General features: G+C 71.5%; 15 protein-coding genes. 6 read left to right on the forward strand and 9 right to left on the reverse strand.

The window, feature by feature from the left end; translation table 11 throughout:
- Window positions 1-111 precede the first annotated feature (111 nt).
- On the forward strand, window positions 112-753 hold the full coding sequence (locus J2S43_RS03420; protein WP_306827078.1) for a Uma2 family endonuclease: 642 nt from the start codon (window positions 112-114) through the stop codon (window positions 751-753).
- Between the two features lie 8 nt (window positions 754-761).
- Here J2S43_RS03420 and J2S43_RS03425 read toward each other — a convergent pair whose 3' ends face one another.
- Together J2S43_RS03425 and J2S43_RS03430 are read right to left on the reverse strand one after the other, a co-directional pair.
- On the reverse strand, window positions 762-2,792 hold the full coding sequence (locus J2S43_RS03425; protein ID WP_306827079.1) for a sensor histidine kinase: 2,031 nt from the start codon (window positions 2,790-2,792) through the stop codon (window positions 762-764).
- 405 nt (window positions 2,793-3,197) lie between these two features.
- Window positions 3,198-4,733 (reverse strand): carbohydrate-binding protein, encoded by a 1,536-nt coding sequence (locus J2S43_RS03430; protein ID WP_306827080.1) that lies wholly within the window; start codon window positions 4,731-4,733, stop codon window positions 3,198-3,200.
- Window positions 4,734-5,057: 324 nt separating this feature from the next.
- Between J2S43_RS03430 and J2S43_RS03435 the strand changes: the two genes are divergently transcribed.
- Complete coding sequence (locus J2S43_RS03435; RefSeq protein WP_306827081.1) at window positions 5,058-6,149, forward strand: helix-turn-helix domain-containing protein; 1,092 nt, start codon at window positions 5,058-5,060, stop codon at window positions 6,147-6,149.
- A 2,099-nt stretch (window positions 6,150-8,248) separates the two neighbouring features.
- Here J2S43_RS03435 and J2S43_RS03440 read toward each other — a convergent pair.
- Both J2S43_RS03440 and J2S43_RS03445 read right to left on the reverse strand, forming a co-directional pair.
- Window positions 8,249-9,709: an aminopeptidase P family protein gene (locus J2S43_RS03440; RefSeq protein ID WP_306827082.1), complete on the reverse strand. Its 1,461-nt coding sequence runs from the start codon at window positions 9,707-9,709 to the stop codon at window positions 8,249-8,251.
- A gap of 122 nt (window positions 9,710-9,831) precedes the next feature.
- Window positions 9,832-10,782, reverse strand: a complete 951-nt coding sequence (locus tag J2S43_RS03445; RefSeq protein WP_306827083.1) for a carbohydrate kinase family protein — start codon at window positions 10,780-10,782, stop codon at window positions 9,832-9,834.
- 131 nt (window positions 10,783-10,913) lie between these two features.
- Between J2S43_RS03445 and J2S43_RS03450 the strand changes: the two genes are divergently transcribed.
- Window positions 10,914-11,525, forward strand: a complete 612-nt coding sequence (locus J2S43_RS03450) for a superoxide dismutase (protein WP_306827084.1) — start codon at window positions 10,914-10,916, stop codon at window positions 11,523-11,525.
- Between the two features lie 52 nt (window positions 11,526-11,577).
- Here J2S43_RS03450 and J2S43_RS03455 read toward each other — a convergent pair whose 3' ends face one another.
- The 5 genes from J2S43_RS03455 to J2S43_RS03475 form a co-directional block, all read right to left on the reverse strand.
- Window positions 11,578-12,408, reverse strand: coding sequence for an MBL fold metallo-hydrolase (locus J2S43_RS03455; RefSeq protein ID WP_306827085.1), 831 nt, complete (start codon window positions 12,406-12,408; stop codon window positions 11,578-11,580).
- Between the two features lie 10 nt (window positions 12,409-12,418).
- Window positions 12,419-12,832: a thioesterase family protein gene (locus J2S43_RS03460; protein WP_306827086.1), complete on the reverse strand. Its 414-nt coding sequence runs from the start codon at window positions 12,830-12,832 to the stop codon at window positions 12,419-12,421.
- Between the two features lie 53 nt (window positions 12,833-12,885).
- Window positions 12,886-14,244, reverse strand: a complete 1,359-nt coding sequence (locus tag J2S43_RS03465; RefSeq protein WP_370881743.1) for a PH domain-containing protein — start codon at window positions 14,242-14,244, stop codon at window positions 12,886-12,888.
- Between the two features lie 223 nt (window positions 14,245-14,467).
- Window positions 14,468-14,977, reverse strand: coding sequence for a PH domain-containing protein (locus J2S43_RS03470; protein ID WP_306839184.1), 510 nt, complete (start codon window positions 14,975-14,977; stop codon window positions 14,468-14,470).
- A gap of 60 nt (window positions 14,978-15,037) precedes the next feature.
- Window positions 15,038-15,232 (reverse strand): acetone carboxylase, encoded by a 195-nt coding sequence (locus tag J2S43_RS03475; RefSeq protein ID WP_306827088.1) that lies wholly within the window; start codon window positions 15,230-15,232, stop codon window positions 15,038-15,040.
- 507 nt (window positions 15,233-15,739) lie between these two features.
- Between J2S43_RS03475 and J2S43_RS03480 the strand changes: the two genes are divergently transcribed.
- From J2S43_RS03480 to J2S43_RS03490, 3 genes are read left to right on the forward strand one after another with little or no spacing between them, the layout of a single operon-like run.
- Window positions 15,740-16,846 (forward strand): AAA family ATPase, encoded by a 1,107-nt coding sequence (locus tag J2S43_RS03480; protein WP_306827089.1) that lies wholly within the window; start codon window positions 15,740-15,742, stop codon window positions 16,844-16,846.
- Between the two features lie 4 nt (window positions 16,847-16,850).
- On the forward strand, window positions 16,851-17,771 hold the full coding sequence (locus J2S43_RS03485; protein WP_306827090.1) for a DUF58 domain-containing protein: 921 nt from the start codon (window positions 16,851-16,853) through the stop codon (window positions 17,769-17,771).
- Window positions 17,768-18,718 carry a VWA domain-containing protein gene (locus J2S43_RS03490; protein ID WP_306827091.1) on the forward strand — a complete coding sequence of 317 codons (951 nt, stop codon included), beginning with the start codon at window positions 17,768-17,770 and terminating at the stop codon, window positions 18,716-18,718. The genes J2S43_RS03485 and J2S43_RS03490 overlap by 4 nt, the downstream gene beginning before the upstream one ends.
- Window positions 18,719-19,512 lie beyond the last annotated feature (794 nt).

The following is a 19,512-nucleotide window of genomic DNA, read 5'->3' on the forward strand; positions in this document are numbered from 1 at the left end:
TTGATCCGGCGTCCGTATCAGAACGGGCGCCGGATCCGATCACCCGATTGAGCGTGACCGATCGTGCATCTGGGGCGGCGATCATGCGGTCGGCTCTGCCAGCATCGTGCGATGTCGATTCTGAATCATGTCGGGCCTTGGACCGAGGCGGAGTATCTGACCCTCGGAGCGGCGTCCAACCACGTCGAGCTGGTGAACGGCGACCTGCTGATCGGTGCGTTACCCCGGCCCTGGGAGCATGATCTGGCCCGGTCGATCGCGGACCAGCTCGCACCGGGCGCCCGCGAGGCGGAGCTGGTGGTCGGTGAACGGGTCACCCTGCGGCTCACACCGCAGCGGATCGTCGTCGCGGACCTGGTGGTGCGGCGGCCCCCGGCCGACAGCACCGGGGAAGAGGCCGCCGACTCGGACGACGTGGCGGATCCGGCACGAGACGTCGTGGACGTGTCCGACGTGGTGTTGGTCGCCGAGATCCTGGCAGCGCAGACCAGACTGATCGACACCGTTACGAAGGATCATCTTTACGCGAAGGCCGGGATCAGGTGGTACCTGCTGGCCGATCCGGACCCGGCCGGTCTGGTCACCCTGCGGTGGCGGCGGCTGGAGGACGGGCGGTATGTCGATGGTGCGGTCGCCGGGCCGGGAACGTCGTTGACGCTCAGCGAGCCATTCCGCGCTGACCTGCGGATTGACACCGCACCCGCCCGCTCAATACGAAATGTCGCGCGCACAGCGCCCGGCCGTACCCGCTGATGTAGTTCTCAGGCGGTTGTCGGAGCGGCCTTGAGCAGTGGTAGTTCGGCGGTGACCTGGGTGCCCCGGCTCAGCTCAGATGTGATCTTGATGCGGCCCGAGTGGGCCTCGATGATCTCCTTGACCAGGCTCAGACCCAGGCCGGGGCCCTCCACCGCGGCGCGGACCGCGTTCGACGCGCGGTAGAACTCGCCGAAGACGCGGTCGACCTCCGCCGGCGGGATGCCGATGCCGGTGTCGCTGACCGTGAGCACGGAGGTGCCGGCGTCGCCGACCATGCGGGGCGGGATCGTGCAGCGCAGCGTGGCCGTGCCGGACTTGGACGTGAACTTCGCCGCGTTGTCGAGCAGGTTGCGCAGCGCGTGGGCGAGCAGGTCCGCGTCACCGCCGATCTCGGCCGCCTCGGCGCGGCAGTCGACCGTGAACGTGACCTCCTGCGACTCGAAGCGCGACCGGTACTCGCCCGCGACCGCGTTGACCACGTCCGCGAGCGCGACCGGCCGGCCCTTCGCCCTCGCCAACCGCGGGCGGATCGAGGAGAGCGTGACCATGTCGTCGACCAGCGCGCGCAGCCGGTGCGCGTTCCGGTCGATCACGGCGATCATCTTCTGCGCGGGCGCGGGCAGCTCCGCCGGTGACTCGTCGATCAGCTCCAGGTAGCCCTGGATGCTGCTCAGCGGATTGCGGATCTCCCGGGTGACGTCGGCGAGGAAGCGCTCCTTGTGCTCGTCGAGCGCCTTGACCTCGGCCAGCAGCCGGTTCTGCTCCGCGTAGACCGAGGAGTGGTGCAGCGCCCGGTCGATGTCCTCGCGGACCAGCGCGAGCAGGCCCAGCTCGCCGTCCGGCACCTCGTACTCGCGCGGGAACGCCATCGTGACCGTGCCGTTCGCGCCGTCGCCGCCGCCGATCTCCATCAGGATCCGGCCCTGGCGGAAGTGGATGCCGGGCGGCGCCTCCGGGTCCTGCTCCGACATGGCCGCGTCGATCCGGCCCGGCGCCTGGGTGAGCAGGCTCGGCGGCAGCGGCACCAGCCCGGGCGCGTGCCACTGCTTCAGCCGCATGCCGCCGGCCAGGCCGGAGAGCTGGACGTACACCCGGTCCGCGCCGATCACCGGGCCGAGCTTGTCGACCAGTTCCTGCAGCACGGTGTCGACGTCCAGGTGCGCGCGGACCGCGACGCCGATCGTCCGGGCCACCTCGCGCATGTGGCCCTCGTGCTCCTGGCGCATCCGCAGCCGCTGGTTCTCGACCGCGAGTTTGTTCACGCCGTTCGCGGCGTTCTGCACCTCGGCCGGCCCGAACACCGGCGCGCGCTCGTGCGAGTCGCCGCGTTCCAGCCGGCGCAGCGTGATGCTCAGCGCGCGCAACGGCCGGATGATGTCGCCGACCGCACGGTACGCCAGGTACAGCGTGACCGTGACCGTGATCAGCGTGATCAGCGCGGAGACCGCGTTCACCAGCCGGATCAGGTCCTTCGCGGCCGACATCGACGCGACCATGTTCGTGTCGATCCGCGCCTGGGCGTCCGCGTTCGCGGCCGGGATCGCGGCGAACGCGCTCGCCGCCTCCTCCGCGTCGACCCGCTCGCCCTCCGAGACCGGCTCCGCGTACGTCTGCCACCACCGCTTGCCGAGCGTCTCCTGCCGGTCCAGCAGCGTGCCGAGGTCCGGGTCGGAGGCGCGCAGGTCGCGCAGGGAGTCGACGGCCGCGAGGAAACCGGCCGTACCGGACGAGTAGGTGTCCATGAACGCGGCGTCGCCGGTCAGCTGGTAGCCGCGGATCCCGGCCTGCACGTCGGTCAGCGACTGCAGCACCTTCGCGTTCGTCACGCCGGCCGGCGCCCAGCGGTTCGCCACCTCGGTCATCTGCCGCGTCGCGTACTCCGTCACCACCGCGCGCGCGACCGCGGTCAGCGCCAGCAGCACCACCAGCACCGAGAAGTAGAACGTCAGCTGCCGTCCCGCCGACCGCCCCTCACCGGGCGCCGCATCCCACCGCCGGCTTCCCGTGTGCCTGTTCTTCGCCTCACGCGCTGCCATCGCCGCCGCCCGGGTCCGATCCGCTGGAATGGGTCTGCGGTGTCCCATCGGCCACTGCGGGGGGTTTATGAGCCTTTGGGGCTTCTTTTCCAGCTTGGTTTCTGGCTTCGTTTCCGGCCTCGTTTCCAACCCTTCAAGATCTTGATATTCCCACATCCGGCGTGGCTGAGGGCCGAATGCTCCCGCGGGCACCGGTCGTCGCTGGAGCTCCTCCCTGCGGGGTTCGTGGCCACTCCAGAAAAAACCAAAGCGGCTCACGCCCCTTCAGAGCGCTCGCCGCTCGAGGCGCTCGCCCTTCGGCGTGCCGCCGCCCGCGCTCCCACTTTGGGCTCTCCCGTGATCGAGGCGTCTGCCAAGTCGTTAGACGGACTTGGGGGACGCCTCGATCTTGGGGAGTGGGCGTGGTCAGGCGAAGGAGATCCAGTCGAGGTAGACGAAGTCGCCGGCGGAGCGGCTGACGAAGGAGACGTAGATCGTGCGGCTGCCGGTGGTGGACGTGCAGGAGACGCTCCGGGTGCGCCACTGCGACCAGCCGCCGGTGTTGTCCACCGAGACGGACGCGACCGGCGACGACCACGGGCTGTCATAGCGGATCTCGATTCGGCCGCTTGCGCCGGACCCGTTCGCGATCCGGACCTTGAACGTGCGCACGCCGCCGCCGAAGTTGAGCGAGTCGAAGCGCAGCCAGTCGTCGTTGCTGATCGCGGAGACGCCGCGCCCGCCGGACGCGCCGTCCAGCGCGGCCGCGGTCACGCCCCACTGCCAGGCGAACGCCTCCGCCTCGATCTGAGCGAGCCCGCCGATGCCGTTGCCGCCGTTCACCGGGCTCGACGTCGGCGACGGCACGGTGGGCGCGCCGGTGATCGGCGGTGCGTCGCTGGGCGAGGTGCCCGCGGCGGCCGGCGTGGTCACGGCCGGCTCCGCGGCCGCGGCCGGGCTCGGCGGCGTCGCGACCAGGCCGTTGTCCGTCGGCCGGCCGGGCTCGGGCGACTCGAACGGCGCGCTGGCCGGTGGCGCGCCGATCGGCTGCTCCGCGCTGGGACTCCCGCCGGGCGCACCCGGCGGCCAGTTCCGGTCGCCGCCGCCGGCCCAGTCCGCGCCACCCGGCGCGCCTGGCAGGCTGACCAGCAGCCACGCGGCCGCCACGATCAGCACCACCGCGATCCCGACACCGACCATCGCCCGGGACGGCCCACGGCGCTGCGGCGCCTCGAGGGCCGGCGGCGCCGGCGTTGCGACGTCGGCCTCGGCCGGCTCCGCGGGTGGCACCGGCTGGGGGATGTTGGTGGGTGGACGCTCCCGATCCTGCTTGGTGGTGCGCCCGCGGAGCGCGGGCAGGACGACGGTGTCCTCACTGAGCGGCCCGAACGCGGGCGCAGCCGGCGAGGCGCTGGGCGCGGAGCCCTGGGCCGGGATTACCCGGGTGACCGCATCGCCGGTGGGGGCGGTATCGGGCGCCGGGCTCTGGGCGGAGACCACCTGAGTGACCGCGTCGTCGCTGGAACCGGTCCTGGGCGCCGGGTCCTGGGCCGGGATCACCTGGGTGACGGCGTCGTCGCTGGAACCGGTCCTGGGTGCCGGGTCCTGGGCCGGGATCACCTGGGTGACGGCGTCGTCGGTGGGAGCGGTTCTGGGTGCGGGGTCCTGGGGCGGGGTCACCTGAGTGACGGCGTCGCCGCTGGAACCGGTCCTGGGTGCCGGGTCCTGGGCCGGGATCACCTGGGTGACGGCGTCGCCGGTGGGAGCGGTTCTGGGTGCGGGGTCCTGGGGCGGGGTCACCTGGGTGACGGCGTCGCCGCTGGGAGCGGTTCTGGGCGCCGGGTCCTGGGGCGGGGTCACCTCGGTGGCCGCGTCGCCGTTGGGCGCGGTCTTCGGCGCGGCCCCCGGTCGGCCGGAGGGCTCGGTGCCCGGTGTGGCGGTGCGGGGCTTGACCAGAGGCATGACGATCGTGGCCTCATGATCGATGTGCCCCGTGGACGGTGGTGGAGGCGTGCGCACCGGCTCGGGTGCGCGACCGTCCGTCCGCCGTCCACCAGGTATCTCGGGTTCGTTGTCCCGGCCCGAATCGCGACTCGGCATCGGCTTGAGTTCTCCCTTGTCCGCGCGGCGCCGCTGATCGTACTGTGCCGCCCGGGCCGCACGTCGACCGCAATGCGGTCTCGGCAATATCAATCGAGGATGCTATATGTCTTTCTCGATCGCCAGGCATGACAACGTTTGCGGCCTGCCGCGGCGTCTCGTCGGCATGGCGACCACGGCACGCCGATGATCCGCATCTGGCTCGGCCCCGACGACCTCGCGCGGACCCGGCTGCTCCCGGCGCCCCTTCCACTGCACGAGGTCTTCATCGGCGTCGCCGCCCGCACCGCCCACCCCGGCCGGGAGCTGCGAGACCTGGCGCATCCGGCCGCGTTCCCGGACTTCCTGGCGCCGCTGGCGGGCACGTCCGCACCCGAGACCCTGGACGAGTCGCTGCGCCGGCTGACCGACACCGGGCGCCGGCGCGTCCGCAGCGAGCTCCTCGGATTCACCGGCGGCGCGCTCAACGCCTGGCACCAGCGCCTCGCCGCCGGGGACCGGCCCGCGTTCCGCCGCCTGGCCGACGCCATCCGCCGCCACCACGACCGGCACACCGGGCCCGCCAGCTCCGGCGCCGCCGCCCACGTCGACCGTGACGTCCGCGCCAAGACCCGCGATCTGGCCGCCACCGGCGTCGAGGGCCTGTTCGCCACCATCCACCCGCGCGTCCGCTGGCACAACCCGGTGCTGATCGTCGACACCAGCCACGACCTGGACCTGCGCCCGAACGGCGCCGGCGTCACCCTCATCCCGTCGGTCGCGGCCACCCGCCCCTGGGTCGGCACCGACCCGGCCGCCGTCTTCATCGCCTACCCCATCACCACGACGCCCGCGCCGTTTCCCGGTCCCGCGTCGTTTCCCGGTCCGTCGCCGTTTCCCGGTCCCGCGTCGTTTTCCGGTCCCGCGTCGCTTCCCGGGCTTGGACCGCCTTCTGGGCTTGGACCGCCTTCCGGGCTTGGACCGCCTTCCGGAGCTGGATCGTTGTCCGGGCCCGCGGCTCGCCGGTATTCGCGCCGCTCGGCGTCGCCGGCTCTGCCGGAAGATCCGCTGGCCGCGCTCCTGGGGCGCTCGCGGGCCGCCGTGCTCCGGGCCGCCACCGAGACCCCCGGCACCACCTCCGACCTCGCCCGCCGGGTCGGCATCAGTCTGCCCTCGGCCTCCCAGCACCTCTCCGTCCTCCGCGCGGCCGGCCTGCTCGTCACCACCCGCCGTGGCAACGCGGCCCACCACGCTCCCACGACACTCGCCTACTCCCTCCTCGCCACCGCCTCCTCCTGACCACCCAACACCCACCACCGGCCCTACGCCGATATCGCGGGCGCGACAGCCGATGGACGGAGTCGGGCGGGGCACGACGCGTCCGAGCGGGGCACGAGGTGTGGGCGGGGCACGAGGTGTGGGCGGGGCATGAGGTGTGGGCGGGTGCGACGCGAGTCGCGGCGGTACGAGGAAGTCGCTGGGCGGCTCCGCGTTCGGGTCGCAGGAGTGCCGCGGGGTTTGTGGTGACCAGCGGCGGTGCCGGCAGGGAGGGTCGCCAGCGACGAACGGCGCCCGATGCCAATCAGCTTAAGTTGGTCTTGAGTCGACGCCGGCGCACCACCAGTGCGCCAGCCTGCGGAATCCTTCCCGCCGCATCCGGCGGCGGAAAGTCGAAGGCGGGCACGTGGTTTGCTACCGCGCAGGTCTACGACCATGATCAAAACAGGCTAAGTGGCAATGGGTGCCGATCATCGCTTGCGCTCATCCCTGCCGGTCGCATCTCACGCAAGTAACCCCCACCCCCCCCAGCGGGCCGCGCGACCTCACACCCGCCGGGCGCCCTGCCCGGACGCGTCGCGTCCGAAATATCACTATAAAGTTTGCGAGCGCCGCGATCGGTCGTGCCGGATGACGTCAGTCGCACCCCGGCCAGAGCCTGAGTGATCAATCAGTGGAGCAAAAGAGAGATCAAATATCGAAGTTGATCGCTCTTTTGCTCCACTGATTGATCACTCAGGACTGAGGCGCCCTGCGGCAGGGTGGGATGTAGTGATATTTCGGACGTGGAGCCCGGACGCAACCCCGAGAGGAACGAACATCATCGCCGCAGACCCTGGAGGATCATTGAGTGATACGTGGGGTAGATCAACTTCGCGCGTTGATCTACCCCACGTATCACTCAATGATCCTTTCCGGCCGCCTCGCGCCGAGCGGGCGATCGCTTAGGCGGCATACGTGAGATTCCGGGCGAAGAGGCCTCGTTGCGGGTAGGTGTCGGAGGCCGAACCGGCGCCGAGCCAGAGGTCAGGCGGGCAAAGCCAGGCTGTGGACGGGCCGAGAGGCGGGGCGGCAGCCCGAGTCGGAGCCGAAGGCCAACCGAGGAGTCGGGCCGGGGGCGGGCCGGGCAGACGGGCCGGGGTGGGCCGGGTGGATTGGCCGGGGGCGGGCCGGGCAGACGGGCCGGGTAGACGGGCCGGGCAGTCGGGCCGGGTGGATGGGCCGGGCGGTCGGGCCGGGGTGGGCCGGGGTGGGCCGGGTGGATGGGCCGGGGGCGGGCCGGGCAGACGGGCCGGGCCGACGAACGCGGCAGACGAATCGGGCAACGGGCCGGGGAGGGTTTGGTCTCGCGGCGGCGGGCTGGCACGGGGGAGCGCCAGCGACGACCGGTGCCCCTTGCCACTTACTGACCATTCGGAGTCGAGGTTCGAGCGGCGGTGGCCGTCCGGGCGCTGCACGCCCGAAATCTCACGCTAGAGGTTCGCCGCTGCGGAGCGCCGCTCAAGCCGACATCCAAGGCTCGATATGGCCGGGCCGGGAGTTGATCACGTGTCGCAAATCGTTGTCATCCGGCGCTTTCGACAACGATTTGCGACACGTGATCGCTTTCAAGGGTCGCCGTCGGTGCCTTTGTGGTGATATTTCGGACAGGGTTTCAGCGGCGGAGGGAAGTTCCGTGCTGATTGCCGAGCGCCGCTCACCCTGACGCCGAAGGCTCGGTAGCTTATTTTGATCATGGTTGTTGACCTGCGTTCGCAAACCACGTGCCCGCTTTCGACTGTCCGCCGCCGGATGCGGCGGAAAGGAATCCGCGGGCTGGCGCGCTGCTGCCGCGCTGGCCTCGACTGAAGATCAACTTAAGCTGAGTGGCATCGGACCGGTGCCCGCGGGAGCACGCCCGCGGTGACCACGCCGGAAGCGGGAATCTGAACGGGGACGTCAGGCGTGGGCTGACGCCCCCTGGGAAACGTCGGGCGCCGGGGAAGTGGGGGCTTCGGCGTGTTGGATGGCGCGCCAGGTTCCGGCGCCTGGCGCCCTGTGGGAGACGTGGGACGCCGGGCGGGCTCTCGGCGTGTTGGACGGCGCGCCAGGTTCCGGCGCCTGACGCCCCGTGGGAGACGTCAGGCGCCGGGGAGGCGGGGGCCTTCGGCGCGTTGGGTGGCGAGCCAGGTCTCGACGTCGGCGGACGTGCGGGGCAGGCCGGCCGAGAGGTTGATCGCGCCCTCCGCGGTGACCAGGATGTCGTCCTCGATGCGGATGCCGATGCCGCGCAGCTCGGCCGGGACCAGGTCGTCCTCGGGCTGGAAGTAGAGGCCGGGCTCCACGGTGAGCACGAAGTTCTCGCCGAGCTCGCCGTCGCGGTAGTTCTCCTTGCGGGCGTGCGCGCAGTCGTGCACGTCCAGGCCGAGCATGTGGCCGAAGCCGTGCAGCGTCCAGCGACGGTAGACGGTGGACTTCGGGTCCATCGCCTCGTCCGCGCTGACCGGGAGCACGCCGAGGTCGGAGAGGCCCTCGGCGAGCACGCGCATGCAGGTCTCGTGCACGTCCTTGAACTTCACGCCCGGCTTGATCAGGTCGATGCCGGCCTGCTGGGACGCGTGCACGATGTCGTAGACCTGGCGCTGCAGCGGGGAGAACGTGCCGTTGACCGGGATGGTGCGGGTGACGTCCGCGGTGTAGAGGTGGTCGCCCTCGACGCCCATGTCCATCAGCAGCAGCTCGCCGGGCGTGGTGACGCCGTTGTTGCGGACCCAGTGCAGGATCGTCGCGTGCGAGCCGGCGCCGACGATGGAGCCGTAGCCGACGTCGTTGCCGTCGTGCCGGGCGCGCAGGCCGAAGACGCCCTCGATCAGGCGCTCGGAGACGCCGCGGTCGGCCGGGATGACCCGGACCGCGTCCTCGAAGCCGCGCACGGTGGCGTCGATCGCGGCCTGCAACTGCGCGATCTCCCACTCGTCCTTGACGAGCTTGAGCTCGGAGACGGTTGAGGCCAGCTCGCGGTCGCGGGCGCCGGCCTTCTCCGTGTCGAACGGCCGGATCGCGGCGTCGACGCGCGGGTCGAGCCGGCGCAGCACGCGGGTGTGGGCGGGCGCGCAGCCGGCCAGCGCGGCCTCGGAGTCGCGCAGCGCGGCGGTCTCGATGCCGAGCAGCGCGGACTTCTCCGTGAGCGTGTGCCGGCGGCCGACCCACAGCTCGCCGTCGCGGCTGCGGAAGAACTCGTCCGTCTCCCGTGACGAGCGCGGCCGGGTGTAGAGCACGGCGTCGTGGCCGTCGCCGGACGGCGTCATGATGAGCACGCCGTCCGGGTCGTGGTCACCGGTCAGGTACGCGAAGTCGCTGCCGGGCCGGAACGGGTGGTCGGTGTCGTTGGCCCGAACCTTCTCCGCGCCGGTCGGGATGACCAGCGTCTCGCCGGGGAACGCGGCGGAGAGCTTGGCGCGGCGCGCGGCGAACCGGTCGGCGTGCGACACCTTCTCGACCGTGAGCGAGTCGTCCCGCCAGCCGGAGCGCATGAACTGCAGCAGCGCCTCGGGGAAGTCGGGGTCGTGCGACTCCGTCTTCGGGGCCTCTTTCTCGGCCATGGGGACCTGCCTCCCGGGGGTGAGTGCCGGCGACGGCGGGCAGGAGGGGGTGATCTGCCGCGCCGAGGATTATCCTCCCGACGTTACCGCGTCGTCACGCTTCCCGGCGTACCCACCCGGAGCTAATTGATCTTCGTGGAGGGGTGCCATCGGCGGCGCAGATCCTCCTGCGTCGGCATCGCGACGGCGCCGCCGACCCGTTCGCAGACCAGTGCGGCCACGGACAGGGCGAACTCGACGTGCTCCCGCCACGCGGCGTGGCCGGTGGGCCGGCCGTCGTTCATCAGCCGGTACGCGAGCGCGGCCATCACGGAGTCGCCGGCGCCGGTCGCGTCCACGGCCTCGACGACCGGCGCGGGCACGAACGACTCCCGGTCCCCGGTGGAGACCAGAGCGCCGCGCGCGCCGTCGGTCACCACCACGACCGGCGCGCCGAGCGCGTGCAGCCGGTGCGCGGCCTCGGCCGGCGTGGTGCCGTAGAGGCCCTCGGCGTCCACCGAGCTGAGCTTGACCAGGTCGGCGCGCGCGGTGAACTCGGTGACCAGCGCGCGCTGGCGGTCCCAGGCGGCGTCGTCCGGCAGCAGTCGTGGGCGCACGTTCGGGTCGAAGATCCGCAGCGGGCCGTCGGTGGCCCAGGCGGCGCGCGCCGCGTCCGCGAACGGCTCGCGCAGCAGGCTGATCGAGCCGCAGTAGAGCACGGCCGCACGCGCGGTCAGTCCGTCCGGGAGGTCGGCGGGGGAGTAGAGCGCGTACGACGGTGGGTCGCCGTAGAAGCGGAAGTCCGGCTCGGCGCCGTCGAACGTGGCCACCGCGAGCGCGGTCGGTGCCGTGACCCGGGCCACCGCGCGGGTGCCGACGCCCGCGTCGGTGAGGAACGTCTCGATCCGGCCGGCCAGCACGTCGTCGCCGAGCGCGCCGCCGAACTCCGCGCGACCGGGGCCGGCCAGGCGGGCGATGCCGGTCGCCACGTTCAGCGGTGCGCCACCGATCACCTGGCGGTAGACGGGCCGGCCCTCGTGCTCGGTCTCGGACAGGTCGATCAGCGCCTCGCCGAGCACCACCGCGTAGGTCATTCAGTTCCTCCCGGGAACGAATTTTCTCCCGATCCTCCCAGGCCATCCGCACCATCGGCGAGTGGAACCCTGGAACAATGGACACTGCAATATCATGATTTGTCGGTTTTCGTGGTGTTAGGAGCGGGCGGATGCGACGAGCACTCATGATCGGGCTCGGGCTGGCGGGGCTGCTCACGGCGGCCACCGGCTGCGGGTCGCAGGACAGGGACACCGCGCTGCCCTCGGCACCGTCCACCGCGTCGGTGCTGCGCGCCTACGCCGAGGGCGGCACGTTCGAGGCGTGGGCGGCGGACCAGACGGCGGTCACCTACGATCCCGCGCTCGTGCCGATCGGCGCCAGCGCGCTGGTCACGGTCTCACCCGCGGTGGTCGACACCATGGTCCAGCTCGACGTCGAGGGCCTGCTGCCGTCCCGGGCGTACGGTGCGCACCTGCACACCGACGTCTGCGGTGCCAAGGGCGAGGACGCCGGCCCGCACTACCAGCACCACCACGACCCGAAGGCCGTCGCCTCCCCGCCGTCCGTGGACCCGTCCTTCGCCAACCCCAGCAACGAGGTCTGGCTCGACTTCACCACCGACGTGGCCGGCACCGCGTCCGTCGCCGCCACGGTCTCCTGGCGCTTCGACCAGACCGAGCCGCCGCGCTCGCTGGTCATCCACGCCGAGCACACCGAGACCGCCCCCGGCAAGGCCGGCACCGCCGGCACCCGGCTCGCCTGCATCACCCTGCCGGAATAGCCATCACCCTGCCGGAATAACCGTGATCGGGCGTCCCGTGAGGGACGCCCGATCAGGAGAGGCTCGCGTAGGCGCGTCGGGCGGCCGCGAGCGCGGCCTCCTCGGTCAGGCCGAGCGTGGTCTTCTCCAGCACCGCGCGGGCGGCGTCCTCGACCGGGGCACCGTCGCCGTACGCGTCCCGCAGGGTCCACTCGACCGTGGTCAGCCCCTCGTGCTGCGCCTTGACGAACTCCGGCGTGACCGGGGCGCCGTGGCCGGGCACGATCGTGCCGAGCGGGTCCAGGCGGAGCAGCGCCGCGACCGTCTCCGGCCACTGCAGCGGGAACGAGTCGTCACCGTAGGACGGCGGCGCCGACTCCTCCACCAGGTCACCCGCGACGACCACGCCCGCGTCCGGCACGTGCACCACGATGTCGCCGGCGGTGTGGCCGTGGCCGAGGTGCTTGAGGTGCACCAGCCGGCCGCCGAGGTCGAGCGGGATCTCCTGGGCGAACGTGTCGGTCGCGCCGCGCACCTCCACCCGGGCCAGGTCCTCCGCGTGCACCGGGTCGGTCTCCGACCAGCGCGCGATCCAGGCGGCGCGCTGCTCCTCCGCGGTCGCCAGCAGCAGCCGGTTCGCCTCCTCGTGCGCCCAGACCGGGCGGATCGCGTCGGCCAGCGCGGCGTTGCCGAAGGCGTGGTCGAAGTGGTGGTGCGTGTTCACCACCGCCCACGGGAAGCTGGTGATGGCCCGCGCGGCCTCGCCCAGGTCCGCGGCCTGCCGGCCGGTGGCGAGCGTGTCGACGAGCAGCGCCTCGCCGTCCCCGACGATCAGCGTTGAGTTGACGTCCAGGATGGGGTAACGGAGCACGTAGACACGATCGGCGACCTCGACGAACCTCACGGATGACCCTTCAGTCGAACGCTGTGGACAGGAAGCGCTGCCGGTTGACCAGCACCCGCTCGACGCGGCCCTCCGCGACCACCCGGCGCTTCTCGTAGGGCACGTCGGCGACCTCGGTGACGTGCACGTCGAACACCAGGCGGCGGCCGTCGACCGAGGCCAGCGTGGCCTGCGCGGCGACGGTGCGGCCGATCGGCGTGGGCGCCAGATGGGCCAGCTCGACCCGGGCGCCGACCAGGGTCGTGCCGCTCGGCATGTGCCGGGCGGTCGCGGCCACCGTGGCCGTCTCGGCCAGCGCCAGCACCCGCGGTGTGGCCAGCACCGGCACGTCGCCGGAGCCGAGCGCCTGGGCGGTGTCGGAGTCGCTGACCGTCAGCTCGACGCGCGCGGTCAGGCCGGGGGTGAAGACCGGCTGCTCTTCCATGACCACAGCCTATGCGTAGCACACACCCACGCGCCGCACAGGATCCGTCAAGCTCACATCGTCGCAGCCTGCGCCGCGTGCGCGCGGGCGGTCAGCGCGGCGGCCAGCGCCCACGCCTCGTGGATGTCCCGGTCCGGCGCCTCCGCGCCGCCGCCACCCGCGGTGTCCACGTGCACGGTGGCCAGCCGCAGGCGACGCTGCAACGGCCCCTGCACCACCCGCACGCTCTGGACCCGGGTGTACGGCACGGCCACCAGCTCGCGCGTGACCACGCCCTTCGTCACCGTGAACACCCGCGCGTTCAGCCCCACACCCATCCGCGACCAGGCGAACGGGTGCAGCCAGCGCACCCGCGCGGGCGGCGGCGCGACCCGCACCGTGGCCAGGTCCAGGCCGGGCATGGCGAGCGCGGCCAGCCGCCGGCCGGTCTCCGGGTCGCCGACCGGGAGCAGCCGGTCGGACTGCTGGTCGTTGCCGTCGCTCGGGCCCGCGACGCCGGCCACGGAGAAGCGCACCCGCATCCACGACTTGGCCCGCCAGAGCAGCGGCCAGGTGACGGTCACCGACTGCAACCGGTGTAGTGGCACGGTCTGGTTACGCGTCTCCAGCAGCCCGTACGCCATGCGCAGGCCGCGTCCCTCGCCGTTCAGCGGGATGTCCCGGAGCCGGAAGCCCCAGTCGTTGAGCACCCGGCGCGCCGGGGCCAGCATGACGCCGCCGACCGCCGCGAGCGTGGAGAAGATCGCCACCGGGTTGAAGTCGCCGGCGAAGCTGAACTGGACGAGCACCGACGCCACGCCGAGCGGCAGGAAGAACGTCTGCGGCGTGAGGACCTGGCTGAGCACGAGGTCCGTGTTGCGCACCGCGTGCAGCGGAAAATCAAGATCCCTCTGGGGGTACGCGGGGGGAGCCGCCTCCGCGGGAAGCGTTCCCGGGTGGTGCGCGGCCTCCGGCGTACCCGCGAAGGGCTTGGGGATCTGTGGGCCGGAGAGGCTCATCAGGCGTTCCCGGAGTGCCTCCGCGTCCGCCACGGTCAGGAACGCCAACGGCGCCTCGGTCTTGCCGCCGCCGACCACCTCCAGCCGCAGCTCCGCCAGGCCGGTCAGCTGCGCCAGCAGTGGGCGCCGCACCTCCACGGTCTGCAGCCGCTCCAGCGGGATCGCCCGGGTGCGCCGCCAGAACAGGCCCTCGTGGATGCGCAACTCGCGGCCGACCACGTGATAGCCGGTGTTCGCCCAGTTGATCAGCGAGAAGACGACGGCGCCGACCGAGATCACGGCCAGCATGACGACGAAGCGCCGCCAGCCGAACTCGGACGCCTGGGACAGCGACATCGCGCCGACGATCACCACGAAGGTGCGGGCACCGTTCAGCAGCGGGCTCAGCGGATGCAGCCGCTTGCGCGGCGGCAACTCGCCTTCCGGCGTCCCGGTCCCGTGCGTCCCGGTCCCGTGCGTCCCGGTCCCGTGCGTCCCGGTCCCGTGCGTCCCGGTCCCGTGCGTCCCGGTCCCGTGCGTCCCGGGTTCATGCGTCCCGGTTTGGTGCATCCCGGGCTGGTGCGTTTCGGGGTCGTGCGTCTCGGGCTCGTCTCCCGTGGGCCGGTCCGGCGGGGAGGCGCGGTGCGTCTCCGTCATCTCACAGGCCTTCGGCGCGGTCGGCGCCCAGCGCGGTCAGCCGGTCGCGCAGCCGGGACGCCTCGGCCGGACGCAGGCCCGGCACCTTCGCGTCGCTGGCCGCCGCGGCCGTGTGCAACTGCACCGTGGCCAGGTCGAACGAGCGCTCCAGTGGACCGGCGGTCACGTCCACGAACTGCATCCGCGCGTACGGCACGATGGACAGCCGGCGCACCAGCAACCCGTGCCGGACCAGCAGATCACGCTCGCGCTCGGCGTAACCCCAGGCGCGCACGGCCCGGCCGATCACGATCGCCCGCCAGAGGCCGAAGAGGAGCACCAGGCCGAGCCCGGCCCCGAAGATCCAGTGGCCCACCAGCACCCAGCCGGCGATCATCGCGCCCAGCATGATCACCAGCCAGATCGCGAGGCGCACCAGCTCGACCCAGATCAGGTCGTGCGACACCGGCCGCCACTCGACCGTGTCCGGCCACGGCTCCAGCGCGTTGATGCGCACCTCGCCGCTGTCCATGGGTGCGGGCGTCTCAGTCACGGCATCCACGGTAGTCGCAGCGCGCCGGGAACGCCGCGTTCAGAACGGCTCGACCGACCTGAGGAACCGGCGGACGTCCAAGAAGCCGGAGAGGTGCTCGCGATGAGCGTCGCAGGCCAGCCACGTCTTGCGCCGGTCCGGGGTGTGCAGCGCGGGATTGTTCCACAGCAGCCGCCACGTCGCCGGTGCCTTGCAGCCCTTCGCCGAGCAGATCGGCGTCTCGGGCTCGGTCATCGTCGAAACCCCGCGATCATGCTGAGGTGCTGATCATGCTGAGGTGCTGATCATGCTGAGGTGCTGATCATGCTGAGGTGCTGATCATGCTGAGGTGCTGATCATGCTGAGGTGCTGATCATGCTGAGGTGCTGATCATGCTGAGGTGCTGATCATGCTGAGGTGCTGATCATGCTGAGGTGCTGATCATGCTGAGGTGCTGATCATGCTGAGGTGCTGATCATGCTGAGGTGCTGATCATGCTGAGGTGCTGATCATGCTGAGGTGCTGTGGGTCGCCGGGCAGCCACGGGGGAAGCCGCCCGGCGACGGCTGAAATGGTACACACGGGACCGTGGCACCTGTCCACCCACCCGCCGTGAGTCTCCGCGGACTCTCGGCGTACTCCCAGCCCGGTGTCAGACAAGTGTGGTTGTCTCAAGCGGCCGGAATCGGGACGTGTCACGCTTGGTGGGTCCCGCGGACTAGCCTTTGATCAAGCGAACGACACCCACTCTGTGGAGGACCTGTGGCCGAAGAGACCACGCCCGAGGTGCCCGTCTCCGACAGTGAGCCCGACGCTCCGCCGCCGGCGGCGGCACAGGGCACCACTCCGGCGCAGGACGCCACCCAGGTCGAGCGGGCGCTCTTCGAGGTCAAACGCGTCATCGTCGGCCAGGACCGGATGGTCGAGCGGATGTTCGTGGCGCTGCTCGCCCGCGGCCACTGTCTGATCGAGGGCGTGCCCGGCGTCGCCAAGACGCTCGCGGTCGAGACGCTGGCCAAGGTGGTCGGCGGCACGTTCTCCCGCATCCAGTTCACTCCCGACCTGGTGCCGGCCGACATCGTCGGCACCCGGATCTACCGGCAGTCCAGCGAGAAGTTCGACGTGGAGCTCGGCCCGGTCTTCGTCAACTTCCTGCTCGCCGACGAGATCAACCGCGCGCCGGCCAAGGTGCAGTCCGCGCTGCTGGAGGTCATGGCCGAGCAGCAGGTGTCGATCGGCGGCGAGAGCCACCGCGTGCCGCACCCGTTCCTGGTCATGGCCACGCAGAACCCGATCGAGCAGGAGGGCGTCTACCCGCTGCCCGAGGCGCAGCGCGACCGCTTCCTGATGAAGATCGTGGTCGGCTACCCGACGGACGCGGAGGAGCGCGAGATCGTCTACCGGATGGGCGTGCGCGCCCCCGAGCCGATGTCGATCTTCACGCCACACGACCTGATCAAGCTGCAGAACAAGGCCGACCAGGTCTTCGTGCACAACGCACTGATCGACTACGCGGTCCGCGTGGTGCTCGCCACCCGAGCCCCGGCCGACCACGGCATGCAGGACGTGGCCCGCCTGATCCAGTACGGCGCCAGCCCGCGCGCATCGCTCGGCATCGTCCGCGCCACCCGCGCGCTCGCGGTGCTCCGCGGCCGCGACTACGCGCTGCCGCAGGACATGCAGGACATCGCGCCCGACATCCTGCGTCACCGCCTGGTGCTCAGCTACGACGCGCTCGCCGACGACGTGCCGGCCGACCACGTGGTCGCCCGGATCATGGCGACCGTCCCGCTGCCCTCGGTCACGCCGCGCCAGGGCGCCACCCCGGGCGCGCAGACCGCACCGGCCGGCTGGCCCGGGGCCCGGTGATCGGATGATCCGGGGCCTCGCACCGGCCGAGTCGACCCGATCCGAAGCGGTCCTCTCCCGGCTGCAGTTGCTCGTCACCCGGAAACTCGACGGCCTGCTGCAGGGCGACTACGCCGGCCTGCTGCCCGGCCCCGGGACCGAGGCCGGCGAGTCGAGGGAATACTCGCCCGGCGACGACGTCCGCCGGATGGACTGGCCGGTCACCGCGCGCACCACGGTCCCGCACGTGCGCCGCACCGTCGCCGACCGCGAACTGGAGACGTGGATCGCGCTGGACCTCTCCGCCAGCCTCGACTTCGGCACCGCCCGCTGGCTCAAACGCGACCTCGCGGTCGCCGCCGTCGCCGCCATCGGGCACCTGGCCGTGCGCGGCGGCAACCGGCTCGGCGCCGTGATCGGCACCGGCGGCAGCACCCAGCGCCGCCCCGCCCGCCCCGGCCGCAAGGAGGCGCAGGGCCTGCTCCGGCACGTCGCCGCGCTGCCCAGCGCGCCCGGCCGCTCCGACCTCGGCGAACTCGTCGATCTGCTCAACAAGCCACCCCGCCGCCGCGGCGTCGCGGTGGTCATCTCCGACTTCATGTCCGACCCGGCCACCTGGACCCGGCCCGTGAAGAAACTCGCGGTCCGGCACGACGTTCTCGCCATCGAGATCGTCGACCCCCGCGAACTCGAACTCCCGGACGTCGGCGTGCTCGCCGTCGTCGATCCGGAGACCGGCGCCGTGCACGAGGTCCAGACCTCAGACCCCAAACTACGCCGGCGGTACGCTGAGGGAGCTGCCGCGCAACGTGCGGCCATCGCGTCCGCGCTGCGCGGCGCCGGCGCGGCCCACCTGCGGCTGCGCACCGACTCCGACTGGCTGCTCGACATGGTTCGCTTCGTGGCCGCCCAGCGGCACGCCCGGACCCGAGGGACGACGCGATGATTCGCTTTCTGGAACCGTTCTGGCTGCTCCTGGTGCTGCCGGTGCTCGCGACCGCGGGCGCCTACGTCTGGCGGCAGCTGCGCAAGAGCACGGTCGCGGTGCGCTTCAGCAACGTCGAGTTGCTGCGCACCCTCGCCCCGAAAGGACTCGGCTGGCGCAAGCACATCGGCCCGACCGCGTTCCTGCTCGCGCTGCTCACCCTGGCACTCGGCATGGGCCGCCCGTCGGTCGACACCGAGAAGCCCCTGGAGCGCGCCACCATCATCCTCGCCATGGACGTCTCCCTCTCCATGCAGGCCGACGACGTGGCCCCGAACCGCCTGGAGGCCGCACAGGTCGCCGCCAAGCAGTTCGTCGGCGAACTGCCCGAAACCTTCAACGTCGGCCTGGTCTCCTTCGCCAAGGCCGCGAACGTCCTGGTCGCCCCCACCAAGGACCGCTCTGCCGTGATCTCCGCCATCGACGGCCTCACCCTCGCCGAGGCGACCGCCACCGGCGAGGCCGTCTTCACCTCCCTCGACGCCGTCCGCACCGTCCCCGCCGACGGCGCCGAGGGCGCACCCCCGGCGCGAATCGTCCTGCTCTCCGACGGCTACCGGACGTCCGGGCGGTCGATCGAGGAGGCGGGCGCGGCAGCGGTCGCCGCGAACGTCCCGGTGTCGACGATCGCGTTCGGCACGGACAGCGGGATCGTCGACATCGCGGGAGATCTGCAGCCGGTTCCGGTCGACCGGTATTCGCTGGCGCAGTTGGCCGAGGCGACGAAGGGATTCTTCTACGAGGCTGCTTCGGTGACCGAGTTGAAGCAGGTCTATGAAGACATGGGTAGCTCCATCGGGTATCGGATAGAACCGCGTGAAGTGACTCAGTGGTATGCGGGGTTCGCTTTACTGCTCGGCCTGGTGGCGGCTGTCTGTAGCCTTCTCTGGTCGTCGCGATTGCCTTGACCGGCGTCCGGCCGGCGCTGGGGCGGAGTTCGCTGGCGGGTGGCTCCAATCCACCCTTCGGGCTGACCTTCGGGCCCGACCTTCCGCCTTTAGCCTTCGCTTTGGCCTTCAGCGCCTGGAAGTACCTCTTCCAGAAATAAGGCTAGCCTCCTAGGAAGACCAGAGGCCGTGCACCACGCCACCCCAGCGAGGCCGAAGCCGCTCCCGATCAAGCGCCCGAGCGCGAGAGACGACATTCAGCTAGGCGTCCCGCTGACCAGTACGAAGAGGGTGACCACCCAGGCGGTGGCCAGCATCAGACCCAGCGGTGCTACGTAACGGCTCATGGTGGTGTCTCCGGTGGCGAGCCCCGTGCTGCGCAGGGAAGCGCAACCGCAGGGGGAGATCAACGCGCGGATGCTCCCGGTCGTCCGCGGCGGCGCGATGCGCGCGCGGATGAAGCCCCGGCCCGAAGAGCGGGGGGAAAACGGGAAGCGGTCACCGGGTCAGTCGCTGTGTGGAGACGCCGGGAGCGGCGTCAGCGGAACTGACGGGTGGCCCGGCTATGACTGGGGGGATCGCTATCTCGCATAGCAATCACCTCCCGCAGTCGTTCCGGACCGAACCGACGCCACCTTACACCCGTTACCCGCGACCGTGTTTGACCATCCGGTGAACACGAACGTCGTGTCGTGTGTGGACGGGTCGGCCGGCGCCGACGGCGACCGGTGGGCATAACGCCTGATCAGGAAAGAGGATGCCCACAAGCGGGAGCGGGTAAACCCGTCGATCTCCGATCCACGTCACGAATGGTG

It is taken from the genome of Catenuloplanes nepalensis (genome assembly GCF_030811575.1).
Taxonomy (GTDB): domain Bacteria; phylum Actinomycetota; class Actinomycetes; order Mycobacteriales; family Micromonosporaceae; genus Catenuloplanes; species Catenuloplanes nepalensis.

Excerpts from the sequence above, each read along its gene's own strand:
- J2S43_RS03420 (WP_306827078.1), top strand. The coding sequence starts at position 112 with ATGTCGATTCTGAATCATGTCGGGCCTTGGACCGAGGCGGAGTATCTG.
- J2S43_RS03425 (WP_306827079.1), bottom strand. The coding sequence starts at position 2,792 with ATGGCAGCGCGTGAGGCGAAGAACAGGCACACGGGAAGCCGGCGGTGG.
- J2S43_RS03430 (WP_306827080.1), bottom strand. The coding sequence starts at position 4,733 with ATGCCTCTGGTCAAGCCCCGCACCGCCACACCGGGCACCGAGCCCTCC.
- J2S43_RS03435 (WP_306827081.1), top strand. The coding sequence starts at position 5,058 with ATGATCCGCATCTGGCTCGGCCCCGACGACCTCGCGCGGACCCGGCTG.
- J2S43_RS03440 (WP_306827082.1), bottom strand. The coding sequence starts at position 9,709 with ATGGCCGAGAAAGAGGCCCCGAAGACGGAGTCGCACGACCCCGACTTC.
- J2S43_RS03445 (WP_306827083.1), bottom strand. The coding sequence starts at position 10,782 with ATGACCTACGCGGTGGTGCTCGGCGAGGCGCTGATCGACCTGTCCGAG.
- J2S43_RS03450 (WP_306827084.1), top strand. The coding sequence starts at position 10,914 with ATGCGACGAGCACTCATGATCGGGCTCGGGCTGGCGGGGCTGCTCACG.
- J2S43_RS03460 (WP_306827086.1), bottom strand. The coding sequence starts at position 12,832 with ATGGAAGAGCAGCCGGTCTTCACCCCCGGCCTGACCGCGCGCGTCGAG.
- J2S43_RS03470 (WP_306839184.1), bottom strand. The coding sequence starts at position 14,977 with ATGGACAGCGGCGAGGTGCGCATCAACGCGCTGGAGCCGTGGCCGGAC.
- J2S43_RS03475 (WP_306827088.1), bottom strand. The coding sequence starts at position 15,232 with ATGACCGAGCCCGAGACGCCGATCTGCTCGGCGAAGGGCTGCAAGGCA.
- J2S43_RS03485 (WP_306827090.1), top strand. The coding sequence starts at position 16,851 with ATGATCCGGGGCCTCGCACCGGCCGAGTCGACCCGATCCGAAGCGGTC.
- J2S43_RS03490 (WP_306827091.1), top strand. The coding sequence starts at position 17,768 with ATGATTCGCTTTCTGGAACCGTTCTGGCTGCTCCTGGTGCTGCCGGTG.